This window comes from Oscillospiraceae bacterium (assembly GCA_025758045.1).
Taxonomy (GTDB): Bacteria; Bacillota; Clostridia; order Oscillospirales; family Ruminococcaceae; genus Gemmiger.
Window position 1 is genome coordinate 442883 of record CP107208.1, and the last position, 17350, is coordinate 460232.

The 17350-nt window shown below is 55.6% G+C and carries 16 protein-coding genes and 1 pseudogene; 1 reads left to right on the forward strand and 16 read right to left on the reverse strand.

Going from position 1 to position 17350, the window contains the following annotated elements:
- The 16 genes and pseudogenes from fabF to OGM81_02355 form a co-directional block, all read right to left on the reverse strand.
- On the reverse strand, positions 1–1251 hold the full coding sequence (gene fabF, locus OGM81_02280; GenBank protein ID UYJ43998.1) for a beta-ketoacyl-ACP synthase II: 1251 nt from the start codon (positions 1249–1251) through the stop codon (positions 1–3).
- Between the two features lie 8 nt (positions 1252–1259).
- The gene (gene fabG, locus OGM81_02285) at positions 1260–2012 is read right to left on the reverse strand and encodes a 3-oxoacyl-[acyl-carrier-protein] reductase (GenBank protein ID UYJ43999.1); all 753 of its coding nucleotides are present in this window, start codon (positions 2010–2012) and stop codon (positions 1260–1262) included.
- A gap of 2 nt (positions 2013–2014) precedes the next feature.
- Entirely contained in the window at positions 2015–2953 is a 939-nt protein-coding gene (gene fabD / locus OGM81_02290) for an ACP S-malonyltransferase (protein ID UYJ44000.1), read from the reverse strand.
- The gene (locus tag OGM81_02295) at positions 2950–3891 is read right to left on the reverse strand and encodes a nitronate monooxygenase (protein UYJ44001.1); all 942 of its coding nucleotides are present in this window, start codon (positions 3889–3891) and stop codon (positions 2950–2952) included. Before OGM81_02295 ends, fabD begins: the two co-directional genes overlap by 4 nt.
- Positions 3888–4841: a beta-ketoacyl-ACP synthase 3 gene (locus OGM81_02300; protein UYJ44002.1), complete on the reverse strand. Its 954-nt coding sequence runs from the start codon at positions 4839–4841 to the stop codon at positions 3888–3890. Before OGM81_02300 ends, OGM81_02295 begins: the two co-directional genes overlap by 4 nt.
- Positions 4838–5797, reverse strand: coding sequence for an acetyl-CoA carboxylase carboxyltransferase subunit alpha (locus OGM81_02305; protein UYJ44003.1), 960 nt, complete (start codon positions 5795–5797; stop codon positions 4838–4840). The genes OGM81_02300 and OGM81_02305 overlap by 4 nt, the downstream gene beginning before the upstream one ends.
- Complete coding sequence (accD, locus tag OGM81_02310) at positions 5794–6678, reverse strand: acetyl-CoA carboxylase, carboxyltransferase subunit beta (GenBank protein UYJ44004.1); 885 nt, start codon at positions 6676–6678, stop codon at positions 5794–5796. The genes OGM81_02305 and accD overlap by 4 nt, the downstream gene beginning before the upstream one ends.
- A 13-nt stretch (positions 6679–6691) precedes the next feature.
- Positions 6692–6922 carry an acyl carrier protein gene (acpP, locus tag OGM81_02315; GenBank protein ID UYJ44005.1) on the reverse strand — a complete coding sequence of 77 codons (231 nt, stop codon included), beginning with the start codon at positions 6920–6922 and terminating at the stop codon, positions 6692–6694.
- 220 nt (positions 6923–7142) lie between these two features.
- Entirely contained in the window at positions 7143–7688 is a 546-nt protein-coding gene (locus tag OGM81_02320) for a hypothetical protein (GenBank protein UYJ44006.1), read from the reverse strand.
- Positions 7689–7700: 12 nt separating this feature from the next.
- Positions 7701–10046, reverse strand: a pseudogene (locus tag OGM81_02325) (glycoside hydrolase family 3 C-terminal domain-containing protein).
- Positions 10047–11791: 1745 nt separating this feature from the next.
- The gene (locus OGM81_02330; GenBank protein ID UYJ44007.1) at positions 11792–12967 is read right to left on the reverse strand and encodes a recombinase family protein; all 1176 of its coding nucleotides are present in this window, start codon (positions 12965–12967) and stop codon (positions 11792–11794) included.
- A gap of 121 nt (positions 12968–13088) precedes the next feature.
- Positions 13089–14672, reverse strand: coding sequence for an ATP-binding protein (locus OGM81_02335; GenBank protein ID UYJ44008.1), 1584 nt, complete (start codon positions 14670–14672; stop codon positions 13089–13091).
- A gap of 488 nt (positions 14673–15160) precedes the next feature.
- Complete coding sequence (locus OGM81_02340; protein ID UYJ44009.1) at positions 15161–15679, reverse strand: hypothetical protein; 519 nt, start codon at positions 15677–15679, stop codon at positions 15161–15163.
- Between the two features lie 213 nt (positions 15680–15892).
- A complete protein-coding gene (locus OGM81_02345; protein UYJ44010.1) occupies positions 15893–16072 on the reverse strand; it encodes a hypothetical protein in 180 nt (59 codons plus the stop codon).
- Positions 16073–16251: 179 nt separating this feature from the next.
- Positions 16252–16605, reverse strand: a complete 354-nt coding sequence (locus OGM81_02350) for a cysteine-rich VLP domain-containing protein (GenBank protein ID UYJ44011.1) — start codon at positions 16603–16605, stop codon at positions 16252–16254.
- A gap of 4 nt (positions 16606–16609) precedes the next feature.
- A complete protein-coding gene (locus tag OGM81_02355; GenBank protein ID UYJ44012.1) occupies positions 16610–16786 on the reverse strand; it encodes a hypothetical protein in 177 nt (58 codons plus the stop codon).
- 155 nt (positions 16787–16941) lie between these two features.
- On the opposite strand from OGM81_02355, the gene OGM81_02360 reads away from it, so the two are divergent.
- Positions 16942–17343, forward strand: a complete 402-nt coding sequence (locus tag OGM81_02360) for a hypothetical protein (protein UYJ44013.1) — start codon at positions 16942–16944, stop codon at positions 17341–17343.
- Positions 17344–17350: the final 7 nt, after the last annotated feature.

Sequence of the window (17350 nt, forward strand, 5' to 3'; positions counted from 1 at the left end):
TTATTCCTCCCAGCGTTTGAACACCACACAGGCGTTGTGACCGCCAAAGCCCAGGCTGTCGCTCATAGCGTACTCCACCTGCGCTGCGCGGCCCTGGTTGGGGATATAATCAAGATCCAGCTCGGGGTCAGGCTCTTGTAAATTGATGGTAGCGGGCAAAAAGGCGTCGTGCAGGGCCAGCGCGGTAAATACGCCCTCTACTCCGCCGGCACCGCCCAGCAGATGGCCGGTCATCGACTTGGTAGAAGACACGGCCAGTTTGTACGCGTGGCCGCCGAACACCGTTTTGATGGCGGCCGTCTCACAGCTGTCGTTCAGGTGAGTGGATGTTCCGTGGGCGTTGATGTAGCCGATCTGTTCAGGCGCCACCCCGCCATCGGCCAGCGCCAGCCGCATGCAGGCCGCACCACCTGCGCCGCCTGGTGCCGGGGCGGTAAAGTGATAGGCATCACAGTTAGCGCCATAGCCAACGACCTCGGCATAAATTTTGGCACCGCGTGCCCGGGCAGCTTCCAACTCTTCCAGCAGCAGTACACCGCTGCCCTCGCCCATCACAAAACCGCTGCGGCGGGCATCAAAAGGAATCGAGGCCCGAGCCGGGTCATCCGCCGTGCAAAGGGCTTTCATGCTGGCAAAGCCGCCCACACCCAGCAGACTGATGCAGCTTTCGCTGCCGCCGCAGAGCATGCGGTCCTCGTACCCATCGCGGATACGATGGAACGCATCGCCGATTGCATTCGTGCCGCCTGCGCAGGCGGTGGTGGGGCAGCTGCACATGCCCTGCAAGCCAAAACGGATGGCAATCTGTCCCGCCGCCATATTGCCGATGGACATGGGGACAAAATAGGGGCTGACTTTTTCAAAACCACGCTGCTGGCCGCGGGTATGTTCTTCCTCGATCGTGGGCAGGCCGCCGATGCCGCTGGAAAGAATAACCCCGAATCGTGTGCGGTCGATTTCTTCCAGCGTAAGGCCGCTGTCGCCAATCGCTTCCTCGGCGGCGGCTACGGCGAACTGGGTAAAGCGTGCCATTTTGCGGGCTTCGCGCTTGTCAATGCGTTCGGCAGGATCAAAGTTCTTGACTTCTGCGGCCAGTTTTACTTTAAAATCGGCCGTGTCAAAAGCGGTAATTGGCTCAACGGCACAGCGGCCATCTTTAATAGCGGCCCAGCTTTCTGCCACCGTATTGCCGGTAGGGTTTACCGTGCCAAGGCCGGTGATAACGACCCGGCGTTTCTTTTCTGTTTTCATAGCACACCTCACATTCCCATTCCACCGTCAACGCAAAGGACCTGGCCGGTAATGTAACCGGCTTGCTCCCCTGCCAGAAAAGCCACCGCTGCCGCAACATCCTCGGCATGGCCGATTTTACCTGCCGGGATGGATGCCGCGGCAGCCGCGCGGGCAGCTTCCGGCATGGCGGCGGTCATATCCGTTGCTATAAAGCCGGGTGCTACCGCATTGGCAGTGATATTGCGGGCGGCATACTCTTTGGCAACGCTTTTCGTCAGGCCGATCAGCCCCGCCTTGCTGGCCGCGTAGTTGGCCTGGCCCGCGTTGCCGTGCAGCCCGACCACACTGCTGACGCTTACGATGCGCCCATACCGCTGGTGCATCATAAAGCGGGTGGCCGCCTTAGTGCAGAAAAATGCCCCTTTCAGGTTGGCGGCAAGCACGTTGTCAAAATCAGCTTCGGTCATGCGCAGCAGCAATTTGTCGGCGGTAATGCCCGCGTTGTTGACAAGCACGTCGATCCGTCCAAAAGCGGCAACGGTATCTTCCACCAGTTTCTGGCAGGCTTCGGGGCTGCGTACATCCGCCTGCAGCGTGATGGCCTGCACACCAAGGGCGCGGCAGTCTGCGGCCGTTTCCTCGGCAGCGGCGGCACTGCCGGCGTAGTTAACGGCGATGTTCACGCCGTTTTCGGCCAGCGCCAAGCAGATGGCCCGGCCGATGCCTTTGGCCCCGCCTGTAACCAGGGCGGCACGGCGCAGGGTTTCGGTTTGCGGCATGGTCAGGCTCCTTTCATGGTGCGCAGCAACTGTTGCAGCTGCGTGGCAGTTTCCACCGGGTAGCACGAGATGGCACTTCCTACGGTCTTTTTAACAAAACCGGTCAGCACCCTGCCAGGGCCGATCTCAATGGCGGTGTCCACGCCCAATTCTGCCAGGCGGCGGATGGTCGCTTCCCAACGCACGCCGGACTGCACCTGTTTTTCCAGCAGCGCGGCAATGGTGTCGCTTTCCGCCATCTCGTGCCCCAGGCAGTTGAACAGCACGGGGAGCTGCATCGGCGCAAAGCGGATGGCGCTAAATTTCTCTCTCAGCGCGTCCCCGGCCGGGTGCATCAACGAGGTATGGAACGGGCCACTGACGTTCAGCGGCAGGCAGCGCCGTGCCCCGGCAGCAAGCGCCAGCGCGGCAGCTTTGTCCACCGCGGCTTTGTCACCGCCAATGACCAACTGGCCTGGGCAGTTGTAGTTGCAGATCTGCACAATGCCCTCGTCGGCAGCTGTATCGCAGCATGCCTGCAAGGGAGCTTCGTCCAGCCCCAAAACGGCTGTCATTCCGCAAGTGTGCCCGGCCGCAGCCGCGGCCATCGCCTTACCGCGAAAAGCCGTTAAGGCAACCGCCGTCCGCACATCAAACACCCCCGCACATGCCAGGGCAGAATACTCTCCCAAAGACAGCCCCGCCGCATAATCCGGTGTAACACCTGCCTCCCGCAGTACGGCAGTAAGGCCAGCGGCAAACGCCGTCATGCAGGGCTGGGTGTATTGGGTCTCGTTCAGTACACCTGTTGTGTCAGTAAAGCAGACTTCTTTCAAATCAAAATCCACTGCCGCCGCAGCTTCGTCAAAAGCGGCGCGGAACGCCGGGAAAGCCTCGTAAAGGTCCTGGCCCATACCGGCGTGCTGGCTGCCCTGCCCGGCGTATAAAAATGCTAGTTTCATAAGGTGATCTCCTTGTGCAGCCCGTCGATGCAGTTTTTGGCATCGCTTACCATGGCGGCAAAAATTTCTTCCACCGGGCGGACATCGTGCAGCAGCCCTGCTGCCTGCCCTGCCATCAGGCTGCCATTCTCGGTATCGCCATCAAATACAGCCTTGCGCAGACTGCCTAAAGTAAAGCGCTCCAGCTCCATTTTGTCAGTTCCGGCCTTTTCCTGGCGGACATACTCACGGCTCATGCGGTTTTTCAGCACGCGCACGGGGGTGCCGCTGATACGGCCGGTCACGATGGTATCACTGTCGCGGGCTTTCAGCAGGGCTTCTTTGTAGTTTTCATGGATCGGGCACTCGATGCTCGCCAACAGACAGGTGCCGACCTGCACACCGCAGGCCCCCAGCGCCAGTGCTGCAGCCAACCCGCGCCCGTCCGCAATGCCGCCTGCTGCGATCACCGGCACGTGAACAGCATCCACGACCTGCGGAACCAGGGCCATCGTGGTCATCTCGCCCACGTGGCCGCCGCTCTCGGTGCCCTCGGCAATAACGGCGTCAATGCCAAGCGGTTCCAGATGTTTGGCCAAAATTGCCGCTGCCACCACGGGGATGACCGTGATGCCGGCTGCTTTCCACGCGGCCATGTACTTCCCCGGATTTCCCGCCCCGGTGGTGACGATCTTTACTCCCTCTTCCACCACGATTTTGGCAAATTCATCCGCCTGCGGGTGCATCAGCATGATGTTCACACCAAAGGGCTTATCGGTCAGCGCGCGGCAGCGGCGGATGTTTTTCCGCAGGGCGGCGGCATCCATGCCGCCGGAGCCGATCAGCCCCAGTGCCCCGGCGTTGGAACAGGCAGCGGCAAACTCGCCTGTAGCGATATTAGCCATACCGCCCTGGATAATGGGATATTTTGTACCTAAAATTTCGTTGAGCAGCTTCATTTTCTACCCTCATACGTCAGCAGCATCCCGCCCCAGGTCAGCCCGCCGCCAAAGCCGATGCAGGCCAGTGTCTGGCCGGGGCGCAGCAGGCCGCTTTCTTCCATTTCATGCAGGGCAATCGGGATGCTGGCGGCACTGGTGTTGCCGTGACGGTCCATATTTTTATAAAATTTTGACGGTTCTGCGTGCAAATGCTTAATGCAATGGTCAATAATACGGCTGTTGGCCTGGTGGCAGACGACCCAAGCAAGGTCGGCCAGCGTTTTTTGGCTGCGGTCCAGCACGGTTTGCAGGCAGCGCGGCATAGTTTCCACCGCAAAACGGAAAACTGCCTTGCCGTCCATCGTGATAGGCGCGGTGTCGCAGGCCGCAGGGCCGCCTGCGCGGATGGCTTCACTGCCCCGTGCGCCCAAAGTGATGGCGAACGGTACATTTTCGGCCAGCTCAAAAACAGCCGCGCCTGCTCCATCGCCAAACAATACACAGGTCGTGCGGTCGGTCGGGTCCATCATGCGGGAGAGTGCCTCGCAGCCAATGACCAGCGCATATTGCCCTCCCAGGGTGGTCAGCAGCCCGTGGGCCGTGGCGGCAGCATAAATAAAACCGGAACAGGCCGCATTTACATCAAAAGCGGGTCGGTCCTCCGGCAAGTCCAGCGCCGCCTGCACGCGGCATGCGATGCTGGGAGTAGCCGTTGGAGCCGAAAGTGTTGCCACAATGCAGCAGGCAATGTCGTTTGCCGTCAGGCCGCTGCGGGCCATGGCCTGACGGGCGGCGGTGATGGCCAGCGTGGCGGCATCTTCGTTTTCGGTGCAGTAATAGCGCTGGCGGATGCCGGTGCGGGTCGTGATCCATTCGTCACTGGTGTCCACTTGTCGGCGCAAGTCCTCGTTCGTCACCACGCAGCCGGGCAATGCCCCGCCAGTGGCCAGCAGCCGTAAACCTTTCATGCGCCCCTCATTTCTCCGATGCGACGGTATTTTTTGTATCGCTGGTCGGCTAGAGCTTTGCCGCTCATCTTGGATAAGGCAGTAAGGTGCACCGCAATGGCGGTGTCCAACCGGCTGAAAAGCAGCTGCCGCCCGCGCTGTGCGCCGCCCAGCGGTTCGGGGATGACCTCTTCCACAATGCCGTCTGCGTACAGGTCCTGTGCCGTCAGCTTCATCATGGTGCAGGCCTCGCCGCTGCGGGAAGCATCTTTCCACAAAATGCTGGCAAACCCCTCGGGGCTGAGCACCGAATACACGGCGTTTTCCAGCATCAGAATGTGGTTGGCAACGCCCAGGCCCAGCGCGCCGCCGCTGGATCCCTCGCCGGTGACAATGGCCAGCACCGGGACAGTCAGGCCACTCATCTCCATCAGGTTGCGGGCAATGGCTTCTCCCTGGCCGCGCTCCTCGGCATCTTTGCCGGGGTAAGCGCCAGGGGTGTCAACGAAAGTGATGATGGGACGATGAAATTTCTCTGCCTGCTTCATCACGCGCAGGGCCTTGCGGTAGCCCTCGGGTCCCGGCATGCCAAAGTTGCAGTGCAGGTTTTCTTCCAGCGTGGTCCCTTTGCGGTGTCCCAAAACGGTAACGGGCATCCCGTGGAACCGTGCGATCCCGCATAAAATAGCCGCATCCTCTTTGCATTGCCGATCACCGCACTGCTCAAAAAAATCGGTAAACAGGTTGTCGATTATTTCGGTAATGTGCGGGCGGTCGGGGCGGCGGGCCAGAAAGACTCGGTCCTCCGGCGTCAGCGAGGTGCAGCGCTGCAAAAGCATGTTTTCCTGTGCGGAAAGCTCGGCCAGCTCAGCCGCATGGGTGGTCGTGTTCGTCATCTCGGCATCGTCGGCGCTGCTGCACAGCGCGTCGATCTGCGCGTCCAGCGGTTCCAATTGCTGCAAAACTTCCTTGATCATCTGCGTTTCCTCCCCCGCGTGTGGAGCTGCAAGATCCGCGTTAAGACCTCTTTTAACTCGGTGCGCGGTACGACCTGGTCCACAAAGCCGTGTTCCAGTTGGAACTCACTGCGCTGAAACCCATCAGGCAGTTTTTCACCGATGGTCTGTTCAATGACACGTGGCCCGGCAAAGCCGATGAGCGCACCCGGTTCAGCCAGTGTAATGTCGCCCAGGCTGGCAAAGCTGGCCGTGACTCCGCCGGTAGTGGGGTGGGTCAGTACGCTGACGTACAGCCCGCCGCTGCGGTTAAAACGTTCCAGTGCGGCGCTGGTTTTGGCCATCTGCATCAGGCTGTAAATGCCCTCCTGCATCCGCGCACCGCCGCTGGCGGAAAAAATGATGAGCGGCAGACGCTTATCGGCAGCATACTCGATCGCGCGGGTGATTTTTTCACCAACAGCAGTACTCATGCTGCCCATAAAAAAGCGGCTGTCCAGCACAGCGACCACCGCCTGCACGCCGCCGATCATGCCGGTTGCGGTAACGGCGGCTTCTTTCAGACCAGTCTTGACCGAAGCAGCGGCCAGTTTTTCCTGATAATCGGGGAAATGCAGCACATCATTGGGGGCAATGTCCGGGTTCAGCTCTTTAAAGGTCCCGTGGTCCAAAACCGTACTAAGCCGGTAATAAGCCCCGATAGGCAGATGCACCCCACAGTTGGGGCACACATACAGGCTTTTGGTCCAGACCTGGCGGGTGGCGCGGCGGCCGCACTTTTTGCAGGCAACAAATTGCGGCGGCACCCAGTTTGGCGCGGCCGTACCGGCATCGCGGCGGGCTTTCAGCTGAAAGCTGCGCTCCTGCGGGCTGGCCGGAAACAGCTTTTCAATGGCACTCATTCTGCAATACCCTTTAGGCTGCCCGTGCGGCCAGATAGTTGAAGATGTCGCCTACGGTTTTAAGCGTCCCCAGATCCTCATCAGCGATCGTAACCCCAAACTTTTCCTCAAACGCCATGTTCAGCTCTACGGCATCCAGACTGTCCGCCTGCAAGTCCTCGGTCAGGCTGGCGGCCATCGTGACTTTGTCAGCATCGCAGTTCAGGGTGTCAACAAATACTTCTTTCAGTTCTTCAAAGCTCATAATGCGTACCTCACATAATTTAACTAAATAAATTGACATATTTGTCAATGAGGACATTATAACACGTTTATCTCGCATGTCAATATTGTTAGGTAAATTTATTTATCTAATTTTATTCTTCGCCTGTTTCCATCGCTGCGTAGCGGCACGGCAAAAAAAACGGCGGGTTACTCCAGCACAAAGGCTGAAATAACCCGCCGTTTTTGCGGATGATATCCTGTTACTTTCCGCTTTCGGGGAAGATGATTTTATTCACGAAGAAGAAAATGACCATTGAGATGCCGCCGTTCAAAACGGTGGTGCCGATGTTGTAGATGAAGTCCGGCACCAGCAGGCCGGCCACCGCCACCCACACACAGTTGATGGAGTTGACGATGCAGGTGATGAGGCAGAACGCCACCACGTACCAGCCGATCTGCTTGGCCAGATTGCCCTTGCTGCGGAACACAAAGTTGCGCTGGATCGGGAAGTTGATGCACTCGCCGATGACCATGGCAATCATGTAGGCGCAGAAGTAGGGCAGGCCGCCGTGGGCAGCATCGTAGCCCAGGATATTCCACTGGAAGGTCTCGCCAAACAGCGTGACCGGGATGCCCGGCCAGCCGAAGTCTACCACCGGCAGGCTGGTAAAGGCCTTGGGCAAAAACTGCAGCAGCAGATACTTAAAAACGGTGATAAGGTTGGACACGACCACGAACAGGCCGCCCTCCCGCACCCACTTGGCAGCGGCGGGGTGCTTGGCCGCGAAGTTATTCCAGAATTGCACGTTGCACCTCCGTCAACTGTTGCGCAGGCGGCTTTCCAGCTGCGCGTTGAGAATTATGTTTTTGATGGCCTCAAGAATGACCTTAATCAGACCGATAAACCAGAAACCCTTGGCTTCCAGCACGATGCCATCCACCATGCCCATACTGATGGCCCCGCTGGTCATTTTGGCTAGGGCGCGCAGCGGCATGTTGTATTGGAACATCACGTTCAGATTGGGCTGGCCTTTTTTGTAGCTGGCGGTCAGCAGCGTATGCAGCACCAGCCAGATCAGCCAGCACAGCGGGCTGCGGCTGTGGTTCAGCTCGCCCAGGGTCATGTTGCGATCGATTTTTACGGTGTCGTCCGGGATTGGGCGGCCCAGCAGGGTCTCCCACTCGGCGTCGGGCACGTTCTGCACCTTGCCGCTTGTGTAGTGCGGCAGGCTCTTGCCCTCGTAGGGGTTGGGTGCACCGGTACCGGCCACAGTAACAACAGCGGTCAGGCGGATGTCCTCGCAGGAGGCACCGACGCGGACTTCATAGCTGCCGCCCTCGACCTCCCAGGCATTAGTCATCGTGTTCCAGTAACGGAACGCCTTGTCATCCAGCGCAACAGTCACCCGCTTGCTCTCCCCTGCCGCCAGCTGCACCTTGGCAAAGCCTTTCAGCTCCTGCGCGGGGCGGAAGATCTTGGCATCGGGCTTGGCCACGTAGACCTGCACAATCTCGGCACCCTCACGGTCGCCGGTGTTGGTCACGGTCAGGCTTACGCCCTGGGGCGTGGCTTTTACGTCAGCATAGGAAAAGGTGGTGTAGCTTAAGCCAAACCCAAACGGATAAGCGGGAGCGACCCCGGCCGTCTGGTGGTAGCGATAGCCCACGTACAGCCCCTCGCGGTACTGCACGGTGCGGCCGTCGCCGGCAAAGTTGTCCCTGGCGGGGGTATCCGAATATGCCTTGGCCCAGCTCTCGCCCAGCTTGCCGCTGGGGTTGACCTTGCCGGTCAGCACGTCCAGCATGGCCCCGGCCCCGGCCTGGCCACCCAAAGCGCCGTAGACCAGCGCCTTGCAGTGGTTCGCCCAAGGTGTCTCCACCGATGCGCCGGCGCTGAGCACCACCACAATGTTGGGGTTGACCTTTTGCAGCGCACGCAGCAGCTCGATTTGGTTCGATGCTACGCACATATCGCTGCGGTCCAGGCCCTCGCTCTCTTTGATCTCGTCCAGGCCCATGCAGAGCAGCACCACGTCAGCCTTTTGGGCCAGCGCCACGGCTTCGGCCTGCTTGGCGGCGTCGGGTTTGCCCTGGCGGTCGAAACCGGCGGCAAATCCTACCTGTTCCAGCCCGCTTTCGGCCCAGCAGCCCAGCAGCGAATCTACCTTGATGGAGTTGACCGCGCTGGAGCCTGCGCCCTGGTAGCGCGGGGTCTCGGCAAAGTCACCAATGACGGCCACTTTCGTGCCCGCCGCCAGCGGCAGCAGGTTGTCCTCGTTTTTCAGCAGCACCGTGCTTTCGGCAGCGGCGCGGCGGGCCAGCGCGTGGTGTGCGTCGGCGTCAAAGCTGCGGCTGTGGTTCTGCACAGCGGCGTGGGTGTCGTAAATCAGCGTCAGCAGTTCGTCCAGGCGGGCGTCCACATCGGCCTCGGTGATCTTGCCGGACTTGACAGCGGACAGCAGTTCCCGCACGGCGTCACCGCCGGGGGCGGGCATTTCCAGCGTGGAGCCGTTCTTTACGCCCAGTGCATGGTCGTTGGAGCCGCCCCAGTCGGTAACGACAGCGCCGGTAAAGCCCCAATCCCTGCGTAGGATGTCCTGCAGCAGATGGGCATTTTCGTTGGCGTAGGTGCCGTTGACCAAATTGTAGCTGGACATGATGGTTTTGGGTGCGGATTCTTTCACCACGATCTCAAAGCCGGTCAGGTAGATCTCCCGCAGGGTGCGTTCGTCCAGCACGGAGTCCGACGCCATGCGGCGCAGCTCCTGGCTGTTGACGGCGAAGTGCTTGGGGCAGGCGGCGATGCCGTTGGATTGGATGCCCCGCACATAGCCTGCGGCCATCTTGCCCGCAAGGTAGGGGTCCTCGGAGAAGTACTCGAAGTCGCGGCCGCAGAGGGGGCTGCGCTTGGTGTTGAGGCCCGGCCCCAGCAGTACGGCGACTTCCTGCGCGGCGGCTTCCTCGCCCATGGCTTTGCCCACTTCCTCGCCAAGAGCGGGGTCCCAGCTGCAGGCCACGGTGACAGCCGTGGGAAAGCAGGTAGCCGGCACGCTGGGGTTCAGGCCCAGATGGTCCGCCGCCCCGGCCTGCTTGCGCACGCCGTTGGGGCCATCGGACAGGTTGATAGCAGGAATATTGCGCCTGGGATACGCGCGGGTAGTGAAAGTTGACGGGGCCGGAGCCTTCCAGTTCGGCGGTAAAGGTGCCATCGGCTTTCAGTTCCAGCTTGCCACTGCGGGTCCAGTTGCCAGCGGCCAAGTCATAGGTGTAGCTGCCGTCGCCGGAAGAAACCGGCGTGGCCACAAATTCGGTCTTGCCGTCACCCATGGCCGGGGCGTAACCGGCGGTACCGCCGTTCTCAAGATCAAAGCCATCGTACGCGCGAGGCCAGGCAAAGATGTTGTTGGCAAAGCCATCACTGTAGCTGTAGGCATCAGTGATCAGACTACTATCGCCCAGCAACAGACCGGTGGCAACGGTCGTGGTGTCCGAGGTCGGGTTCAGCACGTACTCGCTGTTGCTGGTGGCAACGGCGGTCACATCGTAGGTCGCGCCCTTGGTCAGGGCATCGGTGTCCAGCTGGTTGTTATCGGGGGTGACGTTTTCCATCGTCAAGGCGACAACGTCGGCGCTGTTCTCGGTGTTCGTAAAGGTGATATCCACCTTGTCGGGGTAGGCCTCGAACTCATAGGTGCCGAGGTTGGCCACCTGGATACTCATGTTGCCGTCAAACGTGTTCCAGTAATAGTTCAGTTCGGGTGCGCTTTGGTTGCCGCTGTAGGAATACTCGGCGGTCGCGGGCTTGGACATGCTATAATCCTTATCGGTCAGATCGGGGAACGCGTAGACCTTGGCAAGGTAGGAGCCGAAGGCATAGCTGAACTCATCGGCGCAGTTGCCGCTGTAGGTGTTGGAGCTGTTGGCGTTGATGGGACCGCTGGTGTAGATGTAGCTGTCGTCATCGCCGGTAGCGGTGGGGTCGCAGAAGTAAAGCAGATAATACTCGGCATCCTCTACGCCGGTAAAGCTGTAACTGCCGTTTTCGTCCACCGTGAAATCAGTCGGCGTAGCCAGCTGGTTGTCCGCATCGGCGGTGGAAGAGCTGGCCGCATCCTGCTGACTGCCATTGGATTGCAGCGTGTGCAGGATGCGGCAGATCAGCGGCAAGGAGCGCCACTTGTACTCCTTTTTCAAGCGGCTCATGCAGCGCGGTGTACAGGTTACGGCTACCGAGTACAGCCTGCGTGACCGTGTGAATATGTTTCGGCTGGCTCGGCGTATCGAGCGTTATGCGACCCGAAAGGGGTTGCAGCTGCCGTGGTGATTTTCAGCAGGTGGCGTACTGTGCCTATGGCACAGTACGAGCAAGCACGGCATTTGGTGTACCAAACGCCCACTTGTTAGGGGAATGCCCCTAAGACCCCTGCTTCCACTTTCTGAAATATAAATTTCCCGCTGCGAAAATATTTGCATTTCTATGAACTTTGAAAATTGGCTATTGCTATTGTTTCGGCGTACCGATATAATATAAGTAAGGAGGCGGGAACAATGGTTATAGAAGATTTACTTGCCAAGCGCGGCATGACAAAGTATAAACTTGCTGTGCAAGCGGGAATTCCGCACCCGACGCTCAGTGATATTTGCAGCGGAAAAGCAAAACTCGAAAAATGCTCTGCCGAAACGGTCTATAAGTTGTCGCAGGTGTTGGGAGTTTCTATGGAGCAGTTGACGGAGGACGGCATCCGCCAAACCGAACGTGAACGCGCCTACGAGTATGGCTTGCCGGACTATTTGCAGCACGACTTGGATGCGTATAAAAGCGGAATCAAAAATCACAGCAGCCTGTTGGACTGTTTATGGGGTGAACTTTATGGCAGCATCAACATGGCAGAAATCAATGAAAGAAGCATTACCCACGAACACGCAGACTACCTGCGAAAGAAATACTTGTATCCTGCCAAACGTTTTTGTAAATTTCTCGCGCCATCAATTCGAGCTTCCATGCTTGCACATTGGGGGCGCTGCATTTGGGGGCTACATTCCTCAGCGACCGCTGATAACAGATATATCGAACAATGCCTTTCTCTGCGCGGAACGCCCGCATTCTGGCTCCGCAGCCACAAAACAGGCGGCAAGCCCATTTGTCGGCGTGTTCGTTCTTTCCATACAAGTAAGCCTGCGTTATATTGCCGTCTTTGTACGACTGCCATGCATGTCTGCGGCGCTGACATTTATCCCATAGTTCCTCTGAAATGATTGGCTCAAAACTGCCTTTCACCAGAATGTAATCCTGTTCGCTGTTCTTGATGCTTTTATGGCTGAGGAAATCATCAATATGCGATTTGTTGTATGTCAAATACCCTTTATAAATCGTATTCTTGGTGATTGAGAGGACCTGACGCGCGCTCCATTGTGGCATTCCGGATTTATTCGGTGCGCCTTCTTGCGTTAGTGTCTGGGCTATCTCGGTGCCATTTATGCCATCAGCATACCAAGCAAAAATTTTTTTGACAGTCTCTGCCTGACTTTCCTGCACCACAAGCGTATGAGCCTTTTTATCACGCTTATATCCAAACGGTGTCGGTCCTGCAACATAGGTGCCTTTTTTCTGTGACGTCTGAATGCCCGCCTTGGTGCGTTCACTCATTTTACGGCTTTCATCTTGCGCAAGGCTTGCCATAATGGTCAGGCGAACTTCTCCATCGCCACGCATCGTCCAGATGTCATCATTGACGAAGTACACTTCAACGCCGTACTGTTTCAGCTCACGGGTCGTAACCAAAGTATCCACCGTGTTTCGGGCAAAACGGGAAACCTCGCGGGTCACGATTAGGTCAAACTTCTTTTTCCGGGCATCTCGCAGCATCTTCATAAAAGATGGTCGGGTTTTCATGCCAGTACCTGAGATTCCTTCATCGGCGTATTGCCCAACCACCGTCCAATTCGGATGATGTTCTGCAAGCTCCAGATACCAGTTCATTTGATTTTTCAGTGCTGATATTTGCGCCTCAAGTTCCGTGGACACGCGCCCATAGAACACAACTCTGCGCGGGCAGTTTTGCTGGTCTGCTTTATCATATTGCATCGGTTTTCCCTCCTTCCCCATCAGTATAATACTGCATTCAGTATTTTCAAAATGTACAAGTCAATGACTCAATCATGGTATAGAAAAGCCGTGGAAGAAGGTTCCTTCCACGGCATGATCTTTATACTACTTTTTCAATAAGGCACTGATGTTTCTTCGTTTTCTTGTCATAGTTGATAGCTACCAAGAGAAGATTTCCTGTATAGCCACGCAGCGAATCCGGATATTTCTTTTCCTTAATCTGCTGCATCGCAGTCTCCGCCGTTTGGTTCCACTTCAACTCCACAACAAGCGCCGGATAGTCATTTCGGTACTCCGGTTTTGGTACGAAAACGAAGTCTGCGAAGCCCCTGCCTGTGGGCAGCTCTCGAACCGGCTTAAAGTAATATTGCATAGCGCTCAGGTATGCAATCGCCAAGACGCTGCTCAAGGAGTTTTCATTGTTGTACTGGATGGCAGAAACATAGTCATCATGGATTTTCTCAACCTGAGTGGCTACTGCATCGCCATCCATATCCAATGTTGCATCCAGCAACTTCTCAGACTCCTGCTGGAACAGCAACATCTCATTCCAATGCTTGCTTTCCACCGCAAGTGTCAATTCCTGCCGGATTTCCTCATTCGGAACGAACGCTGTTTTTCGGTTCTGGTCATATCCCAAGTAGCCAAGATGGATCATATATGTCAAAACATCATCTTTGCTTTGGATATTAACGGTATCGTTCTTGAAGGTAGCCGTGTTTACTTTAACTTCCCCACCGGAAAGCATTTCAATGATTGCCGTTTTCAGCCCATCATAGTTCATGTTGATAAGGGGAACGATTGCTTCATAGGAAGCCGTTTCCGACCAGTAGCTCTTAAACTCTCCCTTCAGCATAACGCTGACAACAGCTCTGGGATTATAAACTTGGTAATCCCGCAGCAAGTAACCATCGTACCACTTTTTTACCTTGTCAAAGTCTTTGTGGTACTCCTCGCAAAGATTCTTAACTTCTTCTTCCGTAAAGCCAATGAAAGGTGCCAACGTGCCGGCACTGACCATGGTAAACTCATCGAAGTTATTCAAGGCCGACTGCGTTTTTTCCTTTTTGATTGGCAGAATGCCGGTGAGGTATGCAAGCTGAATGTATTTTGTCGGCTCTGTACCTTTGAATAAGCCTCTCAGGAAATAGATATATTCTTCTTGAACAGCCTTATTGGTTGCTTCATCTCGGATCAGAATATCCCATTCATCAATAATCACAATAAATTTCTGACCGGTCGAGTTTCTGATGCGCGACAAAGCGTCCGCCAATGTCAACACTTCGTTAGGAAGAACTTCAGGGTAGTACTCTTTTAGTTCCTCCAAAACCGATTGCGTAATGTAGGATATAATACTTTTGATGTCTGCACAACTGGACAAAAACCATTGTACATCTATATGGATCACATCATACTTGTTGAGATGCTTTTTGAAGTCGCTACTCTTGCCGATTGTAAGCCCATCGAACATCTTTTCTGAATCGCAGCCTTTGCTGTAATAGGCTGCCAGCATATTAGCCGTATAGGACTTACCAAATCTCCGGGGGCGGCTATTGCAGATATATGCTTCTGGTGTATCAAGAACGCTGTTGGTATATTCCAGCAGACCCGTTTTATCCATATAAATTTTTGAATTCAGTGCAACTTGAAACGCACTATTATCCGGATTCACGAATCTTCCCATTTCGCCAAAGCCTCCTTCAGAAGTCATCTATTTCTAACCATTCAAATGACATTAGTATAGTCATATAGTACCATTTATCGATACAAATAGCAAGTTGGAAATTTCCCTACCCTATATATAATAGTACAAAAGCGCCGCAGCAGGGATTTCTTTCATAGCATGATCTATCATCGCAGACACCTCATCTGCTATGACGATGATTAAATTTTGCCACATGGAATCCTGCTTTCTGCATATAATCTTCAAAAATATATGCAGATAAAACTCGAAAGGCGCAATAAGCCACAAATTGCGATAATTTCCCTTCGATGAACCTGTCAGATGTCATCTGTTTGAACCATTCGGAATTTCCGAATAGTTGCCATCACGGTCTATTCCTCATCCGAATTATAATATTACCATTTACTGATTCAAATAGCAAATCTAGCGTCATTCCATAACGACACAATAATGCCGTGGAAGTATTTCCTCCACGGCACGATCTGTCGTTATAGCTGTGCGTTTCTCTCCCTCTGCAAATTCCAGACAGGCACCCCTTCCCGGCGCTTTGCCTCGCATCGCTTTGCAGCCATTCCGATGCCTTCGATTCTGCCTTCCTGACGGCCTTCTTCACGACCTTCGGCTCTTACGCCTTGACTAAGATTGCACACTTCAAGCACCTCTCTTTCCAGTTCTTCGCCCATTGCAACGCCAAACTCTTCTTCCAGAATCTTCTTTTTCTCAGAACCTGATCTTGTGGAAGATAACAGCACTTCCATAAATTTCAGGATTCCCTTATGATTCTCTGTCCCTGGCTTGCCTAAACAAATCATTACGACACTCATCAAATCGTAGTTTTCGGTTTCTTCCTGCGCTTCTCCAATTAACTGTTCGGGTTTGATGGAGTACCGGGTAAGCGTGTTTTCAAAATCATCTGACGGCTGAGTACAAATCCAGATGGAGTAGACCTTGCGAATCTTCCCATATTCAGATTTTGTAAAAATCGGGCCGTGCTGTGCAGAAATCATTCTGCTACAATAATAGATTGCCCGTTTCGTCAATGGGTATCCCGGCTTAAATTTTGTCTGTGCTTCCACATTGATAATCAGACGAATGACTTCTTCCTGTTCTGTGCTGTCCGCAGATTTCGGTGCGATTGCGTCAAAGCGAACATCGTAAAACAGTGTTCCCTCGGTCAGCGTAGAATGGAGTTGTCCATATTATTGCATTCTTCGCCACTGTTATATCATATCGTGGTACATGGGATCGACACGCGCTTTCTGGCGTTCCGCCGCTGCATACGCTTCATCGACCATTGCCCGGTAGCCCGCCGTAGCGGAGCCCGGCTGATAGTCAGAAAAGCTGTTCATATCTTTTGCCCGCTTTGCGGCTTCTTCATTGATCGGATAATATTTCGGCATAGTACCTCCTTCCACAAAAGCCGGAACTTTGGGACAATTTGTCCCAAAGCTCCGGCAGCTAAAATGTTGACAGCATCTCACGGAAACAGGGGCGGACGTAGAAACATACGCCTCCCGCAGAAAAGGGCCTTAAAAAGCCTTGTCACAGGCGGGTTTGGGGTGTCCTAATTGTCAACACATCAGCCCCGCTTTTTTCGCATATATTCCCGCTGCTGTCTGCGGTGTGCCGCCTTTGCACAGGCCGCCGAACAATAGGTTTGCCGTCCATCAGGAGCCACGGCTCTGCCGCATACCGGGCAAGCCTTGAAATTCGGCCTTGGCCCTTCTGCCAGCAGCGCAGCCTCCAGCGCCGGATCAAGGGGCAGAACTGCCTCGCGGAAGTAGCGGCAATAAGCCCCCGTCCAGCATTTCCCAAACATATAGCACTCGCAATCCAGCGGCAGGCAGCCGCAGTCCCGGTCATAGTTGGCACACCATTTTGATACCAGCCTGCGGATTGCCGTTTTTTCTGTCCGGGTCAGTTCTCGGCCCACAGCATCACCTCCCGTTGCCCGGTGGTTTGAGTTGCTCCCGGTAGCAGAACACGCAGCCGATCCCGCGCCAGTAAGGGCAGCCGTCACAACGGGAGCCCTTCGGCGGCAGGCTGGGCGGCACACCCTTAAAGTAGCTTTTTTCTTTCATAAATCCCTCATAGGGGTTGTTGGTAAATCTCATTCATTATCCTCGCTTTCGGTATCGTCCGGCCGATGTCAAGTCTTGGACAACATTTTTCACAAATAAATTTGAAAAAAACAAAAAAATAAGCCCTACAAGGCTTTCAGTCGGTATCGAACCGATCTGAGCCTTGTAGGGCTTAACTGTATCTGCAAATGTACGAATCCGGCATCATCGACAGCTCCTTCGGCGGTGGCCTTGACTGCGCCGACGGCTGCGCCATGCTGCTGTGCTCCGGCGACAGTGAGGAGCCGGAACGGGTGCGGGAAGCTGTTCTGAGCCGGGCGGAGGCACTGCTCCGGGAAGGCATCGGGGCGGACTATTTTCTCCGCATGAAGCGCAGTGCCCTGGGGCGGCGGATCAAGGGACTGGACAGCTTCGACGGCACCTGCTTCCGGTTGTGTGCCTACCACTTTGCGGGCTTCGATTACTTCCGCTTTCCTGCCATCTATCAGGATATCACCCCGGAAGAGGTTCTTGCCTTCCTTGCCCGGGTGGTAAAGCCGGACCGCTGTGCCCTGTCCGTTATTGATTCTGTGGCCGAACCCGCAATATAACACGGCT